Annotated in this window: 17 protein-coding genes; 3 read left to right on the top strand and 14 right to left on the bottom strand. The window is 62.6% G+C overall.

Going from position 1 to position 17,099, the window contains the following annotated elements; genetic code table 11:
- The first annotated feature begins 8 nt into the window (after nt 1-8).
- Complete coding sequence (locus MUM_RS0114775) at nt 9-1,211, top strand: multidrug effflux MFS transporter (protein ID WP_010171039.1); 1,203 nt, start codon at nt 9-11, stop codon at nt 1,209-1,211.
- A gap of 8 nt (nt 1,212-1,219) precedes the next feature.
- Here MUM_RS0114775 and MUM_RS0114780 read toward each other — a convergent pair whose 3' ends face one another.
- The 11 genes from MUM_RS0114780 to MUM_RS0114830 form a co-directional block, all read right to left on the bottom strand.
- Nucleotides 1,220-1,504, bottom strand: coding sequence for a DUF971 domain-containing protein (locus MUM_RS0114780; RefSeq protein WP_010171041.1), 285 nt, complete (start codon nt 1,502-1,504; stop codon nt 1,220-1,222).
- Nucleotides 1,501-2,454, bottom strand: a complete 954-nt coding sequence (locus tag MUM_RS0114785) for a HEAT repeat domain-containing protein (RefSeq protein ID WP_010171043.1) — start codon at nt 2,452-2,454, stop codon at nt 1,501-1,503. The genes MUM_RS0114780 and MUM_RS0114785 overlap by 4 nt, the downstream gene beginning before the upstream one ends.
- Entirely contained in the window at nt 2,451-3,290 is an 840-nt protein-coding gene (locus MUM_RS0114790; RefSeq protein WP_010171045.1) for an ABC transporter ATP-binding protein, read from the bottom strand. Before MUM_RS0114790 ends, MUM_RS0114785 begins: the two co-directional genes overlap by 4 nt.
- Nucleotides 3,290-4,072: an ABC transporter permease gene (locus tag MUM_RS0114795; protein WP_010171047.1), complete on the bottom strand. Its 783-nt coding sequence runs from the start codon at nt 4,070-4,072 to the stop codon at nt 3,290-3,292. Before MUM_RS0114795 ends, MUM_RS0114790 begins: the two co-directional genes overlap by 1 nt.
- A gap of 12 nt (nt 4,073-4,084) precedes the next feature.
- Complete coding sequence (locus MUM_RS0114800) at nt 4,085-5,491, bottom strand: ABC transporter substrate-binding protein (RefSeq protein WP_010171049.1); 1,407 nt, start codon at nt 5,489-5,491, stop codon at nt 4,085-4,087.
- Between the two features lie 122 nt (nt 5,492-5,613).
- On the bottom strand, nt 5,614-5,859 hold the full coding sequence (locus tag MUM_RS0114805) for a 4Fe-4S dicluster domain-containing protein (protein ID WP_003217650.1): 246 nt from the start codon (nt 5,857-5,859) through the stop codon (nt 5,614-5,616).
- Nucleotides 5,860-5,899: 40 nt separating this feature from the next.
- Nucleotides 5,900-7,630, bottom strand: coding sequence for a fumarate reductase/succinate dehydrogenase flavoprotein subunit (locus MUM_RS0114810; RefSeq protein ID WP_010171053.1), 1,731 nt, complete (start codon nt 7,628-7,630; stop codon nt 5,900-5,902).
- Nucleotides 7,627-8,388, bottom strand: coding sequence for a GntR family transcriptional regulator (locus MUM_RS0114815; protein WP_010171055.1), 762 nt, complete (start codon nt 8,386-8,388; stop codon nt 7,627-7,629). The genes MUM_RS0114810 and MUM_RS0114815 overlap by 4 nt, the downstream gene beginning before the upstream one ends.
- Nucleotides 8,389-8,560: 172 nt before the next feature.
- Nucleotides 8,561-11,482: a TonB-dependent receptor gene (locus MUM_RS0114820; RefSeq protein WP_010171056.1), complete on the bottom strand. Its 2,922-nt coding sequence runs from the start codon at nt 11,480-11,482 to the stop codon at nt 8,561-8,563.
- 101 nt (nt 11,483-11,583) lie between these two features.
- The gene (locus tag MUM_RS0114825) at nt 11,584-12,531 is read right to left on the bottom strand and encodes a FecR domain-containing protein (protein WP_029615912.1); all 948 of its coding nucleotides are present in this window, start codon (nt 12,529-12,531) and stop codon (nt 11,584-11,586) included.
- Nucleotides 12,528-13,040, bottom strand: a complete 513-nt coding sequence (locus MUM_RS0114830) for a sigma-70 family RNA polymerase sigma factor (protein ID WP_010171060.1) — start codon at nt 13,038-13,040, stop codon at nt 12,528-12,530. Before MUM_RS0114830 ends, MUM_RS0114825 begins: the two co-directional genes overlap by 4 nt.
- 276 nt (nt 13,041-13,316) lie before the next feature.
- On the opposite strand from MUM_RS0114830, the gene MUM_RS0114835 reads away from it, so the two are divergent.
- Both MUM_RS0114835 and MUM_RS0114840 read left to right on the top strand, forming a co-directional pair.
- A complete protein-coding gene (locus MUM_RS0114835) occupies nt 13,317-13,589 on the top strand; it encodes a DUF2790 domain-containing protein (RefSeq protein ID WP_010171062.1) in 273 nt (90 codons plus the stop codon).
- A 99-nt stretch (nt 13,590-13,688) separates the two neighbouring features.
- Nucleotides 13,689-14,546 (top strand): SDR family oxidoreductase, encoded by an 858-nt coding sequence (locus MUM_RS0114840; protein ID WP_010171063.1) that lies wholly within the window; start codon nt 13,689-13,691, stop codon nt 14,544-14,546.
- Nucleotides 14,547-14,665: 119 nt separating this feature from the next.
- On the opposite strand, the gene MUM_RS0114845 is transcribed toward MUM_RS0114840, so the two are convergent.
- The 3 genes from MUM_RS0114845 to MUM_RS0114855 all read right to left on the bottom strand — a co-directional run bounded on the left by MUM_RS0114845 (nt 14,666) and on the right by MUM_RS0114855 (nt 16,813).
- Entirely contained in the window at nt 14,666-14,890 is a 225-nt protein-coding gene (locus tag MUM_RS0114845) for a DUF2188 domain-containing protein (protein ID WP_003217639.1), read from the bottom strand.
- Nucleotides 14,891-15,006: 116 nt separating this feature from the next.
- Complete coding sequence (locus MUM_RS0114850) at nt 15,007-15,921, bottom strand: site-specific integrase (RefSeq protein WP_010171064.1); 915 nt, start codon at nt 15,919-15,921, stop codon at nt 15,007-15,009.
- Between the two features lie 103 nt (nt 15,922-16,024).
- Nucleotides 16,025-16,813, bottom strand: coding sequence for a M949_RS01915 family surface polysaccharide biosynthesis protein (locus tag MUM_RS0114855; protein WP_029615913.1), 789 nt, complete (start codon nt 16,811-16,813; stop codon nt 16,025-16,027).
- Nucleotides 16,814-17,099: the final 286 nt, after the last annotated feature.

Consider the following 17,099-nt stretch of genomic DNA (forward strand, 5'->3'; position numbering starts at 1 on the left):
GAACCCCCATGTCTAGAAGTATCGCCCACCTCGCCCTGTTGCTGGGGTTGATTACCGCCGTCGGCCCCTTTGCCATCGACAGCTACCTGCCGGCCTTGCCGACGCTGGGCGCCAGCCTGCACGCCTCGCCTGCTGCCGTGCAGATGAGCCTCACGGTATTCTTCATGATCATCGGGGTGTGCCAGTTGTTTTACGGGCCGATCAGCGACGTGTTCGGGCGCAAGCCGCCGATCTATGCCGGCCTGGTGATTTTCATCGTGGGCAGTATTGGCTGCGCCCTGGCGCCAAACATCGAAGTGCTGATTGGCTTCCGGGCCTTGCAGGCCTTTGGCGCCTGCGCCGGGATGGTGATTCCCCGGGCGGTTGTCCGTGACCTGTACACCGGCCATGAAGCCGCCCAGTTGATGGCTTTGCTGATGCTGGTGGTGAGTATTTCACCAATCCTCGCACCGCTGGCCGGCAGCCTGGTGATCGCAGTGTGGAGCTGGCGCGAAGTGTTTTGGGCGCTGGCCGTGGCCGCGGTGCTGTGCCTGATCATGACCGCCGTGCAACTGCCGGAAACCCATCCCGCCGAACGGCGCCTGGGCAAGACCCTGGGCAATGCGTTCGGCAGCTACGGCGCGCTGCTGCGTGACCCGGTGTTTACCGGGTTGTCGGTGGTGGGCGGTTTTGGCCTGGCGACCTTCTTCGTGTTCATCGGCAGCGCGCCGTTCGTTTACATCGAGTACTACGGGCTTACGCCGACCCAATTCAGCCTGTGCTTCGCCCTCAACGCCGCGTCGTTTTTTGCCCTCAGCCAACTCACGGCGCGCTTGAGCGCACGCTTCGGCCTGGCACCGCTGATTCGCTGGTCGGTGACCGGCGTGGCAACGGTCATGACCGTGCTGGCGCTCACCACCCTGTGGGCCAATAGCCTGCCGTTGATGATGGCGTTGCTGTTTATCGGCTTTGGTTTTCTCGGCCTGCTGCTGCCGGCAGCCGGGGTGTTGTCCCTGGAAGACCACGGCGCCGTGGCCGGTTCTGCATCAGCACTGCTGGGCGCGATCCAGATGATCACCGCCGCCGTGTGCATGGCGGTGGTGGGTGTGTTTGCCGACCATACGCCGGCGCCGATGTTGATCGGCATCGCCCTGAGCGCCGTGGCGGCACTCTTCACCACGCTATGGACGCTCCGCCGTTTGCCTCCGCACCTGGCCGGGACCTCTTCATAGCGCTCAGGTCATTTTGATTCCCCCAACCCGGCCAGATAAGCCCACGGGTAAATCCCCCGCTGGTGCCCATCACTGAAGATCAACTGCACCCCATATCCCTGGGAATGAATTTCCAGCACCCGCACGCCGTCCGACACCAGCGGCGTCGTGCCTCTCAGCCGAAAGGCCCTGCACTGTGAGCATGGGCATTCACGGCGCAGGCGGGCATGGTCGATCCATTGCACGCCCTCGCGCCACTCCAGCCTCAAGCGCCCCTCGTCATCCCGGCCAATGCGTTCAGGCGCGCTGTTCATTGCAGTTGGGCCAGGGCAATGCGTACGGCCTTGCGCACTTCCGGGTCGCCGTCGTCGGCAGCGTCCCGCAACGGGCCAAGGGCTTGCCGGTCGCCCAACTCGCCCAGCGCCAGGGCGGCTTCTTTGCGGAGGTTGCTGATGCTGTGCCCCAACGTCAGGATCAGTGGCTGCAACGCCGGTGTGTACCGCAAGCGCCCCAGGCTGCGGGTGGCGCGCAGGCGCACTTGCCAGTAGTCGTCGGCCAGTGCGTGGATCAAGGCTTCGCCGGCGCTGGCGCTACCGACTTTGCCCAGGGTGGTCGCCGCCTCTTCTCGCACCTGCCAGGTGGCGTCCTGCAACGCTTCATACAGTGCCGGCAGCACACGCTCATCGCTGGCAAGGCCGAGGGCGCCGGTGGCAGCTCGGCGGACTTCAGTGTCCGGGTCGCTGCTGGCCAATGTCGCCAATGCGTCCAGGGCTGGCAGGTGTTTGAGCCAGCCGAGCACGCCCACTGCTTCACGGCGTACGCCGGCATCGGCATCGTTCAGCGCCAGCAACGCCGAAGGCGCCGCGGCCTCCAGGCGCAACTCGCGCAGGGCACGGAATATCGCGGCGCGTACGCTGACATCGGCGTGAGTGGTCCACGGCAATAACAACCGGCCCGCCTGCGTTGTCTTGAGCACGCTCAAACTCTGGGCGGCGGCGTCACGTACCGACGCTTCGGTGTCGGTCAGTGCCCGGCACAGCGCCTCGACCACCTCATCTTCTTCCCAGGCTTCCAGCAGGCTGGCGGCCTGGGCGCGCACGTCGGTGGCCGGGTCGTTGCTCAGGCTGTCCACCAGCCACACCAGGCCGTCGGGGTCTTCGAGGTCGGCCAGCTCAATCAGGGCGATCCGGCGCATGCCGGCATCCGCCGCCTGGAGCCGTGGGCGCAGGGCTTCGATGTCGGGGTTTTCGGTTTCATAGGTCATATGGCAAATCGCGGTCTTGGGTGATCGTTGGGCAGCCCGAGCGGGTTCAGCCGGGGCAACTGGCGACCATCTTCGTGGTGCAGCAGCTCCAGGCAATGGCGCTTGAGGTGGGTAAATTCCGGCGAGGTCATCAGCTCGGTGCTGCGGGGTCTCGGGAAGGTCAACTGGAAGTCTTCGATGATGCGTCCGGGGCGCGGGCTCATGACCAGAATGCGATCAGCCAGGAACAACGCTTCGTCGATGTCATGGGTGACAAACACCACGGTGGTGCGGATACGTGTCCAGATGTCGAGCAGCAAGGCCTGCATTTTCATGCGGGTCAAGGCGTCCAGCGCGCCGAAGGGTTCGTCCATCAACAGCAGGCCGGGACGGTTGATCAGCACCCGGGCAATTTCCACCCGCTGCTGCATGCCGCCCGACAGCTGGTTTGGCCAACGCTCGGCAAAGCCTTCGAGGCCCACCAGCTCAAGGATTTCATCGGCGGCGGCGAGGCGCTCGGCCTTGCCCACGCCGCGCATCTTCAGGCCGAAGGCGACGTTTTCGCGCACCGAGCGCCAGGGGAACAGCGTGTGTTGCTGAAACACCATGCCGCGCTGCTGTGACGGCCCGACCACCGGCCGGCCGTCCATTTCCAGGGTGCCCAGGCTCGGGGTGAGGTGCCCGGCCAGCGCGCCGAGCAAGGTCGACTTGCCACACCCGGACGGGCCGAGGATGCACACGAACTGCCCCGGTTCGATCCTGCAATCCAGGGCCTTTACCGCCTCGAACGCCTGCTGCTGTTCGCCCAGGACAATGGACAAGCCGCGTATGTCGACACAGCCTTCAAGATGACTCATCAGGCTTTACCTCGTGGTCGATGCCAGGGAGTGAACAATGCGCCAAGGCGCTTGACCAACAGGCTGCTGCCCATGCCCAGCACGCCGATCAACAGCATGCCGACGACAATGTCGGCATAGTTCTGGATGGTGTAGGACTCCCAGGTGTAATAGCCGATACCGTACTGGCCGGAGATCATTTCCGCCGTCACCAGGCAGAACCAGGAGGTGCCCATGCCAATTGCCAGGCCCGTGATGATGCTCGGTGCGGCGCCCGGCACAATCACCTCCAGCAGGATTGCCCGGCGCCCTGCCCCCAGGCTGCGCGCCGAGGCGATCAGGCGCGGGTCGACACCTTCCACGCCATGCACGGTATTGAGCAGCACCGGAAACAGCGCGCCGGTGAAAGTGATGAAGATCATCGACAACTCCGACGACGGGAACATCAGGATCGCCAGCGGGATCCAGGCCACCGCCGGAATCGGCCGGATCACCTCCAGCGGCGGCAACAGCAGGTCTTCCGCCCACTTCCAGCGGCCTATCGCGATGCCCAGGCCGATCCCCACCACTGCCGCCGCCAGGTAACCTTCAAACACCCGGGTCAGGCTCGCACTCAGGTGCCGGGCGAGCTTGCCCGAGTCCACCAGGCCCAGGGCGGCCTGCACCACGGAACCCGGCGTGGGCACATTGGCAAAGGTCACCAGGCCCAGGTTCCAATGCAGGCTGGCCGCCAACTGCCAGAACAGCAGGCACAACAGCAGCGAAGCGGCCTTGGGCAGCCAGCGCCATGGGGTGCTTGTCATGAACGCGCTCCCTCAGCGACCGGCAACGGCCTGCGCGCCGGCGTCGGTAAAGTTGAACACCTTGCCGCCCTGGGCCTGGGCGAACTGCTGCGCCTGGCCCTTGAGCAGGAACGCACTGAGCTGGCCTTGCTTGTTGGTTGCAAACCAGGCCTGGCTCGCCAGCAACTTGATGCCGCTGTCCTCGGCCTGGGCATACACCGCCCGCACGGCCTTGCCTTGTTTGTTGAGGCTGTCCAGCGCGGTGAATGCCGCCTCGGCGGACGCGTAATCCCGCACCTTGGGCTCACCCTTGACCCAGATTTGCGCGACATGCTTCCAGTCAGTGATCGGCGCACCAGTCAGCGCATCGTTGGCCTTCAGCGGCGACTGGGCGTAGTTGCCCAATTGCGCCTGGTAGTCCAGGCCCGACGCCTTGAACGCGGCGCGGATGTACTGGTCATCGATAAAGGTCGTGAGGTCCAGGCCACGGTCGGCCTTTTTCAGCAACTTGAGGGTGTCGATGGCGGTGCCGACGGCCTGGCGGTACTCGGGCTTCCAGCTCAAGTCGCGGGTTTGCACGCCCAGCGGGCCATGGAACAGGTAGTTGACCTCGGCTTCAACGCCGGTGACTTTTTCGATCAGCTCGCTGTACTTCTCCGGCTCTGCGGCCAGCAACTGATTGGCCTCGATGCTCGCACGCAGGTAGGCGACGACGACCTCCGGGTACTGCTTGGCGTAGTTCTCGTCCACCAGCGCGCCGTGGAATGTCGGGGTGTCGGATTGCGAACCGTCGTAGATCTTGCGGGCGAAACCACGGTTGGGGAACAACTCGCCAAACGGCACAAAGTCGGCGTGGGCGTCGATCTTGTTGGCCTGCAACGCCGAGCCCGCCACTTCAGGGGCCTGGGCAATGATGTTGACGTCCTTGAGCGGGTCCCAACCCTGGGCCGCTACGGCGCGCAGCAACATGCCATGGGCCGTCGAGGCGAACGGCACGGAAATCGTCTTGCCCTTGAGGTCCGACAACGACTGGGCGCTGGAAGCGACCGGCACCACGATGCCGTTGCCGCTGCCCTTGATATTGCCCGACAGCACGCTGATAAACAGGCTGTGCTTGCCCGCGGCCTCAAACGCCACGCCGTTGAAGGCGCCGGGGAAGTCGGCCATTGCGCCAAAGTCCAGTTTGCCGGCGACCATTTCATTGGTCAGCGGCGCGCCACTGGTGAAGTTTTTCCACTGGACGTCGTAGGTGGCGTCCTTGTACTTGCCGTCGTGTGGCAGGTACTTGTCCAACAGCCCCAGTTCGCGGATCAGCAAGCCGCCGGCCGCGCAGTTGATGGTGGTGTCCTGGGTGCCGATGGCCACCCGGATCGTTTGTGCCTGAGCCGAAAGGCTCAAGGAAGCCAGCACCAGGCCGGCCAACGTTGCGCGCAATAACATTGGGTATTTCCCCTCGAATCATGGTTAAAAGAGTCGTCTCCGCCACGGTCTGGCGTGGTGGGAAACGAGGGGGTGTTGCTCGGGCGGCGTCCGGGGTTGGCGGATGGCTTTTGCGGCAGACCTCAGCGCAGCAGGTACGGGATCTCGACCTTGACTGCGCCGGTGGGGCAATCTTTTTCGCAGGGCATGCAGTACCAGCACTCATCGAACGCCATGTACGCTTTCTGCGTTGCCGGGTTGATCGCCAACAGGTCCATCGGGCACACATCGACGCAGACCGTGCAGCCTTTTTCGGCGATGCACTTGTCTTCGTCCACCGTCACCGGGGCGTTGGAGCGGAAGAATATTTCCTGGGGCTGATAGGCCATTTCACGGTGTCCTGTGGTGAGCGAGCTTGGGGAGGCACATTCAGGCGGCGTCAGCCCCTACGCGCAGGCGGTCGTAAGCCTGCATCTCTTCGGCATCCAGTGGGATCACATAGGGCTCGACGGGTTTCTTGAAGCTGACCATCTGCCCGTCGTCGCCCTTTTTCAGGTGGCAATGGCAGAACCAATCGGCGTCGTTGCGCTGTGGGTGATCGACCCGGTGGTGGTACAGGCCCCAACGGCTTTCGGCACGGTACAGCGAGGCGCGGGCGGCCATTTCGGCGCAATCGCGGATCACGCTGGTTTCCATGGCGCGCATCAACTCGTGGGGGTTGTGGGCCTTCATCTGGTCCAGGTCGCGCTCGATGTCGGCGAAGCGTTGCAAGCCGATTTCCATCTTGCGGGTGACCTTGGGCGGTTGCAGGTAATCGTTCACGAAACGCCGCAGCTTGTACTCGACCTGGGCCGGCGGCAGGCCGGTTTCGCGCTCCAGCGGGGCGTACACCCGGGCCTGTTCGGCGGCCACTTGCCCCGCATCCACGGCGCTGAACTCGCGCCCGGCCACAAAGCTGGCGGCGTTGGTGCCGGCGAACCAGCCATAAGTGAACGCACCCAGCATGTAGTTATGCGGCACCGCGGCCATGTCGCCCGCCGAATACAGGCCCTTGACCGAGGTCTCGGCGCGCTCGTTGACCCACACACCCGACGCGGAATGCCCGCTGCAAAAGCCGATCTCGGAGATGTGCATTTCGACCATCTGGCTGCGGTAATCGGTGCCCCGGTTGGCGTGGAACTGGCCACGGCTCGGGCGCTCATTGCTGTGCAGGATCTGTTCGATGTTCTGGATGGTTTCCTCGGCCAGGTGATCGAGCTTGAGGAACACCGGCCCGTTGCCGCTTTCCAGCTCCTGGTGGAACTCCCACATCATCTGCCCGCTCCAGTAGTCACACTCGATGAAGCGTTCACCCTTGTTGTTGGCGGTATAACCGCCCAAGGGCCCGGTGACATAGGCGCAGGCCGGGCCGTTGTAATCCTTGATCAGGGGGTTGATCTGGAAGCACTCCAGGTTCGCCAGCTCGGCACCGGCGTGGTAGGCCATGGCGTAGCCGTCGCCGGCATTGGTCGGGTTTTCATAGGTGCCCATCAGGTAACCCGACGACGGCAAGCCCAGGCGGCCGGCCGCGCCGCAGCACAGGATCACGGCCTTGGCCTTGATCACCTGGAAGTCCGCAGTACGGCAGTCAAACCCCATCACGCCATTCACCGCGCCGTCGCTGTCGGTCAGCAAACGGGTGCACACCAGACGGTTGGTGATCGTCACCCGGGCCCGCTTGAGTTGGCGATACAGCACCTTCTTGATGTCGTGCCCTTCGGGCATCGGCAATACGTAGGCGCCCATGTGGTGGACTTTCTTCACCGCATAATCGCCGGTCTCGTCCTTCTCGAACTTCACGCCCCAGCGGTCCAGTTGCTCGATGGTTTCAAAGCTGTGGGTCGCGTAGGCATACACCGCCGCCTGGTTGACGATGCCGTCGTTGGCAATCGTGATTTCCTTGGTGTACTGCTCCGGCGTGGAGTGGCCGGGGATAATCGCGTTGTTCAGCCCGTCCATGCCCATGCTGATGGCGCCGCTGCGCTTGACGTTGGCCTTGTCGATCAACAATACGCGCAGGTCACGGTTGGCCTCCTTGGCCTTGATCGCCGCCATGGGGCCGGCAGTACCGCCGCCGATCACCACGATGTCGTATTCCAGTTCCAGGGTTTTGCGGCTCACGGGCGGCTACCTCGCTGACGGTCGATACGCAGGCGATACTGGAAGGCATCGCCGCGGTAATACAGGTGTTCAAAGTCCACCGGCTGGCCGTCGGCAGTGTGGGTCAGGCGTTCGATGCGCATGATCGGCGAACCGGCCTCGACGTTCAGCGCCTGGGTCAGCTCGCTGTCGGCGAGTACCGCGTCAATTGCCACGTCGGCGTGGCCCAGTTGCAAGCCGCAGTCGTTCTCCAGGATGAGGAAGATGTCGCGGGTCACCAGGTCGGCGTTTTCCAGGCGTTCGCCCAGGGCCTGGCCGAGGTAGGTGATTTCCAGCGACACCGGTTCGCGGTTGATCAGCCGTACGCGCTTGATCTGCGCGACCGTGGTGCCCTCCTCCACACCCAGGCGCTCGGCAACCAGCTTGTCGGCGGGCACAAAGCGGTAGCTGCGCAGGCGGTTGATCACTTCATAGCCGCGCTCGGTCATGGACTCGCCCAACCCCTGCAGGGTGCTGACGTTCTGATAGGCCTTGGGTTTGGAGACGAAGGTGCCTTTGCCGTGGATCTTGTAGATCAGGCCTTCCTTTTGCAGATCACCCAGCGCCTGGCGCACGGTGATGCGGCTGACCTTGAAGCGCGCACCCAGTTCGCTTTCGGAAGGCATCTGGGTGTTCGGTGCGTATTCACCATCGAGGATGCGGCTGCGCAGCAGATCCCGCAGCTGGGCATGCAGCGGAACGCTGGACAGAGGGGATAAGGCGACGGTTGATTCGTTCATCAGGACCACTTGTCATAACGAGTTATGACGTGATCATAAGGAGTCTTATGAAAGACGTGGAAATACCGTTTTGGAATAAGGTTATGGACAGGCCGATCCGCTGCACCTACCCGGTATGTGCAGCGGATCAGCCTGTTTTATAGGGCCGCGTTAGATCTGATGATTATAAAAATCAGAAGTTGTAACTGACTCGGGTATACAGGATCCGACCAAACGGGTCGGCGTATTTCGGGTCGTACCCGCTCTGGAAGGCGTAGGTCTGGTTGCTGAAAGGCGGCGCCCGGTCAAACAGGTTTTTCGCGCCCAGGGTGACGGCCAGGGACTTGCTCCAGTTGTAGGTGCCCGCCAGGTCCCAGACGTTGTAGGAGCTCACCGCGTCGTGGGTTTCGGGGTCCGAGTCGTGATAACCACTGGTGTAGCGGTTGGTCAGGCTAACGCCCAGTGGTCCCCGCGCCCAGGTACCGGTCAGGCTGTGGCGCCAGCGCGCAACGGCGCCCGCGGTGGAGAACTCGCCACCACGGAAATCACCGAGTTTGTCGATGTAGTCGCCCTTGAGCTCCTGCTGGTATTTGTATTGGTTGACGTAGGTGCCTTGCAGGCCGATGCCGAAGTCACCGATGGCGGTGCTCGGGAAGCGGTAGTCAAAACTCACGTCGACGCCGTTGGTTTTGGTCTTACCCAGGTTGGCCAGGCCGGTAACGATGTGATCGATGGAGCCGTCAGCCTTGCGAATCAAGCGGTCGCCATAGGCGTCCGGGTCGTCGAAGACCGACGACTCCGGAAACTCGGCGATCTGGTTGGCGATGGTGATCCACCAGAAATCCAGGCCGGCGCTCAAACGTTCAATGGGTTGGAATACGAAACCAAAGGTCACGTTACGGGCGGTTTCCGGGCTCAGGCTGCCGTTGCCGCCGGTCTGCCGGCGGAACTGCTGGGCGCAGTCGCGGTTGCCGATCCCGCCATTGGCCGGGGTGCCGCCCGGGCACAAGCGCGGGTCGTTGTAGTTGGCCACGGTGTAACTGGTGTAGGTCGGGTTGTACAACTCATACAGCGACGGTGCGCGGAACCCTTCGCTGTAGGCGCCACGAACCACCAACTCCTTGAACGGCTGGAAACGGAACGAGTATTTCGGGTTGGTGGTGCTGCCAAAGTCGCTGTATTTGTCATGCCGCACTGCGGCCGAAAGCTCCAGGCTTTCGAGCACCGGTACGTTGACCTCGGCGTACTCGGCCGAGACGCTGCGATTGCCGCGCACCGCGCCATTGGGGTCTACGCCGAGGCTCTGCACGGTCTCGGCAAACTGGGCGAAATCCTGGTGAAAATCTTCCTTGCGGTATTCACCTCCCAGCGCCAGGCCCGTGGGGCCTGCCCCAAACCAGTCGCCGATTTCACGGCTCACGCGCCCGTCGATACTCTTCACCCGGCCAACGGCAGTGGCATAGTCGCCATCGACGCGGCTGGACGCCAGCAACGCCCTGCCCGCTTCACTCTGCGGGCCGAACGGGTTGATCACACCGTTGGCGATCCCCTGGCTGATGGTCTGGTCGTTCACATAACCGTCGAGAATGGTTTGCACCACTTTGTTCTGGTTGTAGGACGCGCCGACGTTGTAGTCCCAGTTCGCCACGTTGCCTTCGAAACTCAGCAGCAGGCGCTGGCTGGTGTTGTCATCTTCGTGCTTGCGCGCGCCGGCATCGGTTTCACGCCAGTTCACGTCTACCGGCTGTGTCGGGTCCAGGGCGAAGCCCGGGGGGCCCGGGGTGACGCCGTTGCCAGGATAGAACGGCGTACCCGGGTTAACCTGGGCGCCCATCAGGGTGCCCGGGCCAATCTGCGTCCGGTTTTCGTTGCGCGCCCAGAAGTACTCGAGGCTGACGGTATGGTCATCGGCCAGCTTGCCGGTGGCCTTGGCAAAGGCCGAGGTTTTTTCGGTTTCAGGCACCAGGTCCAGGTAACTCCACAGGCTTTGGCGGCAGATGCCATTGCGTGACAACAGCCCCGGCGAGTGGCAGCCGGAGCCGGCCAGCGGGTTGGTCGCGTTGCTGCCCTGGCTCCAGTTAGCCGGCGCGGCGGTGCCGGAGGTGAAATCCAGGCCGCGACCCGGCTGGTAGTTGTAGGTGAAGTCCCGGTCCTTGGCCGCCAGGCGCGTCTGCTTGTCGTAGCTGACCACGCCGAACACGTTGAAGCGGTCCTCTTCAAGGTCGCCGAAACCGTAGCTGCCGCTGAAGTTATGGCTGTCGCCGCCGCCGGAGCGCGTCGGCGAGTCGTAATTGGTCGACAGCTGGCCGCCGGTCAGGCTGGTCTTGGTGATGAAGTTGATCACCCCGCCAATCGCGTCGGTGCCGTACAGCGCCGAGGCGCCATCGCGCAGGACTTCCACGCGGTCGATGGCAGCGAACGGGATGGTGTTCAAATCCACCCCGGAGCCGTTGGTGGTGTTGACCGCGTTATTGCTCAGGCGTCGGCCATTGAGCAACACCAGGGTTTTGTTCGCGCCAATCCCGCGCAAATCGGCAAAGGCCGCACCGCCGCTGCTGGAACCCACCGAGCGCCCGGAGCCAACGGAGGACTGGTTGGCGGAGATGCGGTTGATCAACTCTTCGGTGGTGCTCACACCCTGTTCGCGCAGTTGCTCGACCCGCAGGATGGTCACCGGCACGGCTGTTTCAGCGTCCACCCGGCGAATCGCCGAGCCGGTCACGGTGACTTTTTCGAGGCGGTAGTCGGTGCTTTTACCTGCTGCCGGGGCGGCCTGGGTCGGCGCCACGGGCGCCGCCTGTACGGTCAGGCCCTGCTCGCTGTCACTCACTTGCAGGCCGCTGCCCTGCAACGCTTTGTCCACCGCTTGCAGGCTGCCCAGGTTTCCCCGTATGGCGGCACTGCGTTTGCCCTGGACCAATTGTTGACTGAACGAAATCATCACCCCGGTCTGCCGGGAGATATCCAGCAGCACCGTATCGAGCGGGCCGCCAGCGATATCAAGGCTGAACACCTGAGCGGCCGCTTCCTGGGCCATCACCGATGTTGTGCAGACACCCATCGCCAACGCCGCCGCCAGCGTCAGTCGTGGTAATTGTTGTTTGAATAAGAACATCGAGGATCTCCCTGTTGAATGTGTCTACAGGGGATGAGCAGCAGCCTGCGGATTTTTATAGGGCGGCGTTTAGGCAAAGAAGCTATGAGTTTATAACCGGTTTAACGCGACTCGATGCTCACCCAGTAAGCGCTGTGGTAAGTCACCCGAATCGGCAATGAGTTCTGCAGTAATTGCAGGGTCCGATCCGTATCGTCCAGGGAATAGATGCCGCTCAGGCGCAACCGGGCGACGTCCGGGCTCAAGCGCAGAATCCCGCGACGATAGCTGCGCAGGCTATCGATTACTTCGCTCAAGGCGCGGTCGTGGACTTCCAGGCGTCCCTGGGTCCAGCCCGCTTCATCGCCCTTGAGCGGGCCAGTGCCGAAGGTGTGCTGCTCATCGAAACGCAGGCTCTGCCCGGCCTCCACAATTTGGCGCGCGCCGTCCCGGGTGACCACTTCCACCCGCGAATGCAGCATCGCCAGGCGGGTGGACGCTTCGTCATGCTGCACCAGGAACCGGGTGCCCAGGGCACGAATCTGGCCATGCCGGGTTTGCACCACGAAGGGCCGCGTCGGGTCCTTGGCCACATCCACCAGCAATTCGCCGTCCCGCAGCTCCAGCACGCGCTGGTGGGCGTCGAAGCGCGCCATCACCCGAGTCTGTGCGTTCAGCGTCAGCAAGCTGCCATCCTCCAGCGTGAGGTGCTTGCGCTCACCGGTGCCGGTGTACAGCTCACCGGTATCGCCCAGCCAGCCCTGGCGACGCCCGAGAAACAGCGCAGCCAGCGCGACGACACCCAGGCTGCCGGCGACAAACCGCCGGCGGCTGGACGCTGCTTTCAGGCTGTGCAACAGGCGCTCACTGGGCACCCCGTGCAACGCCTGACTGCGCAACAGCCGCATGCCACCGCTCATTTGATCAATCACCTGGCGGTGACGAATGTCCGCCGCGCACCACGCCTCGAATGCCTGCCGTTCCTGAACGCTGGCGTGCTCCGATTGCAGGAGCGCCATCCAGCGCGCAGCCTCCTCGACCACTGCATCTTCCGGGCGTAAAAGGCTCATGGTTGCGCCATCGCCAGGTAGCAGCGCTTGAAGGCGTCGGCCATGTATTGCTGCACACGGCTGGTGGAAACCTGCAAGCGCTCGCCGATCTGGCTGTAGGTCAGGCCGTCCAGTTGGTGGTAGAGAAATGCCGCCTTGGCCTTGGCAGACAGCCCGTCAAGCAGGCGGTCCACGGCCAGTAACGCCTCGATGACCAACGCCCGCTCTTCGGGTGACGGATGCACCGGCACCGGCGCATGCGCGAGGCTTTCGAAGTAGGCGCGCTCCAGATCCTGCCGGCGCCAGCCCTCGTACACCAGGCGCCGGGCGATGGTCGTCAACAGCGCGCGAGGTTCGCGAATGGCGGCCGGGTCCGGTAGCGACAGCACCCGCAGGAACGTTTCCGAGGCAATGTCCTGCGCGCTGTGATGACACCCCAACGTTCGCCTGACCGAACCGCACAACCACTGGTAATCCTTTTGGAACATCTGCCCAATCAATGGGTAACCGAGGGGCTGTCTGACACCCATGCCTTGCTCCCTTACGAGGCATTTCGCCTGCCTCGAAAATCATCCGCCAACACCACCCTGTAAGTGGCTTGGAATAAAGGGAGCGACTGTGCAGCAGAGGTGCGGAGCTTTGGAAGTAATTAAAAATCCGCTTTAACTCTCAAACGAATATAAGGGCCGCATGCATCGATTTGGCTGATGTCTTCTATTGCCCCGCAGGCGTTCATCCCCGCAGCAAGCGCTTTGTAGAATGAACCCCACAGTCAACTCACCACCTTCGTGGTGCCGGAGGTTCCCATGCGTTATCTGCTTATCGCCGTGCTGGGCCTGTTCAGCACACTTGCCGTCGCCCAGGGCGAAACCACGGCGCCCGCTGTGAGTGCCAGCGCACCCGCCAACGAGACTTACGACTACTCCCAGGACCTGGATATCGCCAAGGTGGTGCGCGTCAGTACCGAGTCTTCCACCGAGTGCGGTCCGGTCAAGGGCCACATGGTCTATATCGATAGCCATGGCGTGCGTCACGAACTGGACTACATGCGTCTGGGCGATGCCTGCCAGCATGGTTGATCGCAAACCATTCGTCGGGCCTGACCGGCATCGATTACAACTATTGGGCTGCTGAAAATCACTAATCCATAGAACCCGTTGTGATCTATGGAGATTGAGATGACTGATTACCCACGCCCACCTTTCGCCAGCCAGGCCCAATCCGTTCCCGGTTCACAGAAGAAGATGGACCCCTACCCCGACTGCGGCGAGAAGAGCTACACCGGCTCTGGTCGCCTGGCCAACAAGATCGCCCTGATCACCGGCGCCGACAGCGGTATTGGCCGAGCCGTGGCGATTGCCTTTGCCCGCGAAGGGGCCGATGTGGCCCTCGCGTACCTGGATGAACACGAGGACGCCAAGGAGACCGCACGCTGGGTGGAGGAAGCCGGCCGCCAATGCCTGCTGCTGCCCGGGGACCTCGCGCAAAAGGCCACCTGCCAGGCGATTGTCGACCAGACCGTCGAGCAGTTCGGCCGGATCGATGTGCTGGTCAATAACGCAGCCTTCCAGATGACCCACGAGACCCTGGAAGACATCCCCGACGAGGAATGGGTCAAGACCTTCGATATCAACATCACCGCGATGTTTCGCCTCTGCAAGGCGGCGCTGCCACATATGAAGGCCGGCGGGTCGATCATCAATACCAGTTCGGTGAATTCCGACATGCCCAAGCCGACGTTGCTGGCGTATGCCGCCACCAAGGGCGCGATTGCCAACTTTACCGGTGGCCTGGCGCAATTGCTGGGCAGCAAGGGCATCCGGGTGAATAGCGTAGCGCCTGGGCCGATCTGGACGCCGCTGATTGTCTCGACCATGCCGGATGAGGACGTGAACAGCTTTGGCAGCGAGACCCCACTGGGCCGCCCCGGCCAGCCGGTGGAAGTGGCACCGATCTACGTGCTGCTGGCGTCGGATGAGGCGAGTTACATCTCCGGCTCGCGGTATGCGGTGACGGGTGGCAAGCCGATTCTCTAGGGGCGGATGCAAATCCAGTGTGGGAGCGGGCTTGCTCGCGAAGGCGGAGTGTCAGGCAATGCATGTGTGACTGATCCAACGCCTTCGCGAGCAAGCCCGCTCCCACATGTGTGACTCGGTTAACCTGGAGATCGAGTCGGATCAGCCTTGCGCGGATAGGTTCTTTCCTCCTGTATGCGCCCATCCATGCTGTGAATTCTCAGCGACGCCGTCTTGTCGCTGAGAAACTCCTTCGCCAACTCGACGATCGCCTCCTTGGTCTCCGCTGTTTTCGACGGCCGCGCCGAGCCCTGCTTGGTCAACGCCCAACCGGTGCCGGTCTTGTTGATGTTGTAGGTATCCATGGTCTGCTCCCTTGACTGAATGAACACGGCACGCGGCAAAACCCGCGCCCTAGTTATTGCGAGCGCAGGCGCCGGGCAGAGTTCAAGGCAGTTGGCCGCCCAGGTTACAGGCGGCCCTACAGGTCAAACCGATCCACCGCCCGGCGCCGCTCGTTGTCGTCGCGCACGTCGTAAGTCGCGGTGGTCTGGATATTGGTGTGGTGCGCCAGCTTCTGGGCGATGGACAGGTCGTACTCTTCAATTACCCGGGTGATAAACGAACGCCGGAAATCATGGGGCATGATCTTGACCCCAACCTGTTCCCCGCGCTGGCGGGCAATGTAGTAAATCGCGTGCTTGGTGATGCGTTCCCGGGTGATATGGCTGCCCCGGCGGATGCGGTTGAACAGGAACGTGTCGTCCTGCTCGCCCTCTTTCAACTGGCTGCGACGAAACTCCAGCCACGCCTCCAGCTTGGCGAAGGCCCAGGCTGGCGCGTACTTGATCAGTTGTTTGTTGCCCTTGCCGGTGACCTGCAGGCTGCGCTCGGCAAAGTTGACCTGGTTCAGCTCAATGTTCACCGACTCCGACTTGCGCATGCCCGAGCCGTACAGGATCCCGATCACCGCCGCGTCCCGCAGCCCCTGGGGCCGTGGGTCGGCGGCACAGACTTCCATCAACTCACGAATCAACGTACGCCGCAGGTTGCGCCCCTGGCTCAGCCGGGTGCCGGCCATGGCCTTGACCGAGCGCATCTTCAGCAGGTGATCCTGGCTGATCAGGCTCATGCGCCAGGCTTCATTCATCACCCCGCGCACTGCGTTGACGTACAGCGAAGAAGTATTCGGCGCGTAACCGTCTTCACGCAGTACGGCCACCAGCGCCATGACCTGCTCGGGTTGCAACAGGTGCCAGTCGATGTCTTCGAGGTTGATGTCTTCAAAGCCCAGGCGGTCGGCGGCGTCTTGCAGCACGTAGCGCATGGTCAGCTGGCTGGAGGGCGCCAGGCGGGTGAGGTAGAGGGTCAGCGGGTTACGGGTAGACTCAGTCAAGGTAGATCAGCCTTTGGATTAAATAGATCGACTAACCATTTGATTAATCGACCTATTTAGTGAATTGGCGAGCGCGAAGTCTAGCGCAGGTCAATCCTCGGGGCTATTCCTGATCGTCTTCTGCCGGGGCCGGCGTCTGCTGCTGGCTCCAGTCGGTGTCCTGCTTCTGCATCAACGCAAACCAGTGCTGGCGCATGAAGTCCAGGTACGGTTTGGGCGCCTTGGCGAAGTCCTGCTCGTCGCCATAACAGCCCGGCAACGGCAACTCGGTGCCCTGCTCCTTGTACTGGCTGACCAGTGCCTGTTGCGCAGCAACGCTGCAATCCTTGGGCAACGGCATGCCTTGCAGGGCGCCGGCGTCTTCATCCCACCAACTGGCGCCATAGCGGTCGATGCCCCGCAGGCGGTACTTCTGCGACTTGCCGATGTGCATGATCAGCTTGAAGTCATTGGGGCTGACATCACTGGTGCAGGTGCGGCTATAGCCCACCGTGACCTGGCTGATGCCATCGCCCAGCAGGTCCGTGACCTGGGTGGCGTCGGTGTTGAAGTGCGCGCCAGCGTCAAATTCACAGTGCTGCACGTCGTCGTAGAGCATCCACACCCGCTTGGGCCGGTCGCCGTCAAGCAGGTACTGGGCGGCATAGACAAAGGCCGACTGGGCGCCGTCGTCGTCGCGCTCGCTGACCTGTTCCGCCAGCACCAACAGGTTTTTGCCCTGTTTATCGCTCCAGGTGTAGGCCCCGACCTGTTTACCCCGCACTTCCACGCCATCGGGCACCGGGTCGATGGCCGTCAGTGCCACACCGTCACCGGCCCGCACCACCGTGGCCCACGCCACCGACATCAACAACACCATCAACATTGGCCGTAAACGCTGCACGCTATTCATCCGACTGCCCTGGCAAGAGATGGCTTACTTTACCGGCACTTGCGCGGCATTGCAGAGAAGATTCTTCAGGAATGAACTAGCGCGTAGGAAAAGGCTACTCCCCATCCGCACGCGGCCAGGAAGGCATTGTCCGTGTTCCTGCTGTTTAGCTGAACACTAGCTGTCTACCTGCCAAAAAAACGACTTTTTCATCTGCGTTTCATATTCGTTGAACATTTTTGCGCTTAATCTTGGCGGCACGACTTGAGAGCGAACCGTATTTTGCAGGTTAACTCGTTGATTCCAC

Origin of the sequence: Pseudomonas sp. PAMC 25886 (assembly GCF_000242655.1) — a bacterium.
Classification (GTDB): Bacteria; Pseudomonadota; Gammaproteobacteria; order Pseudomonadales; family Pseudomonadaceae; genus Aquipseudomonas.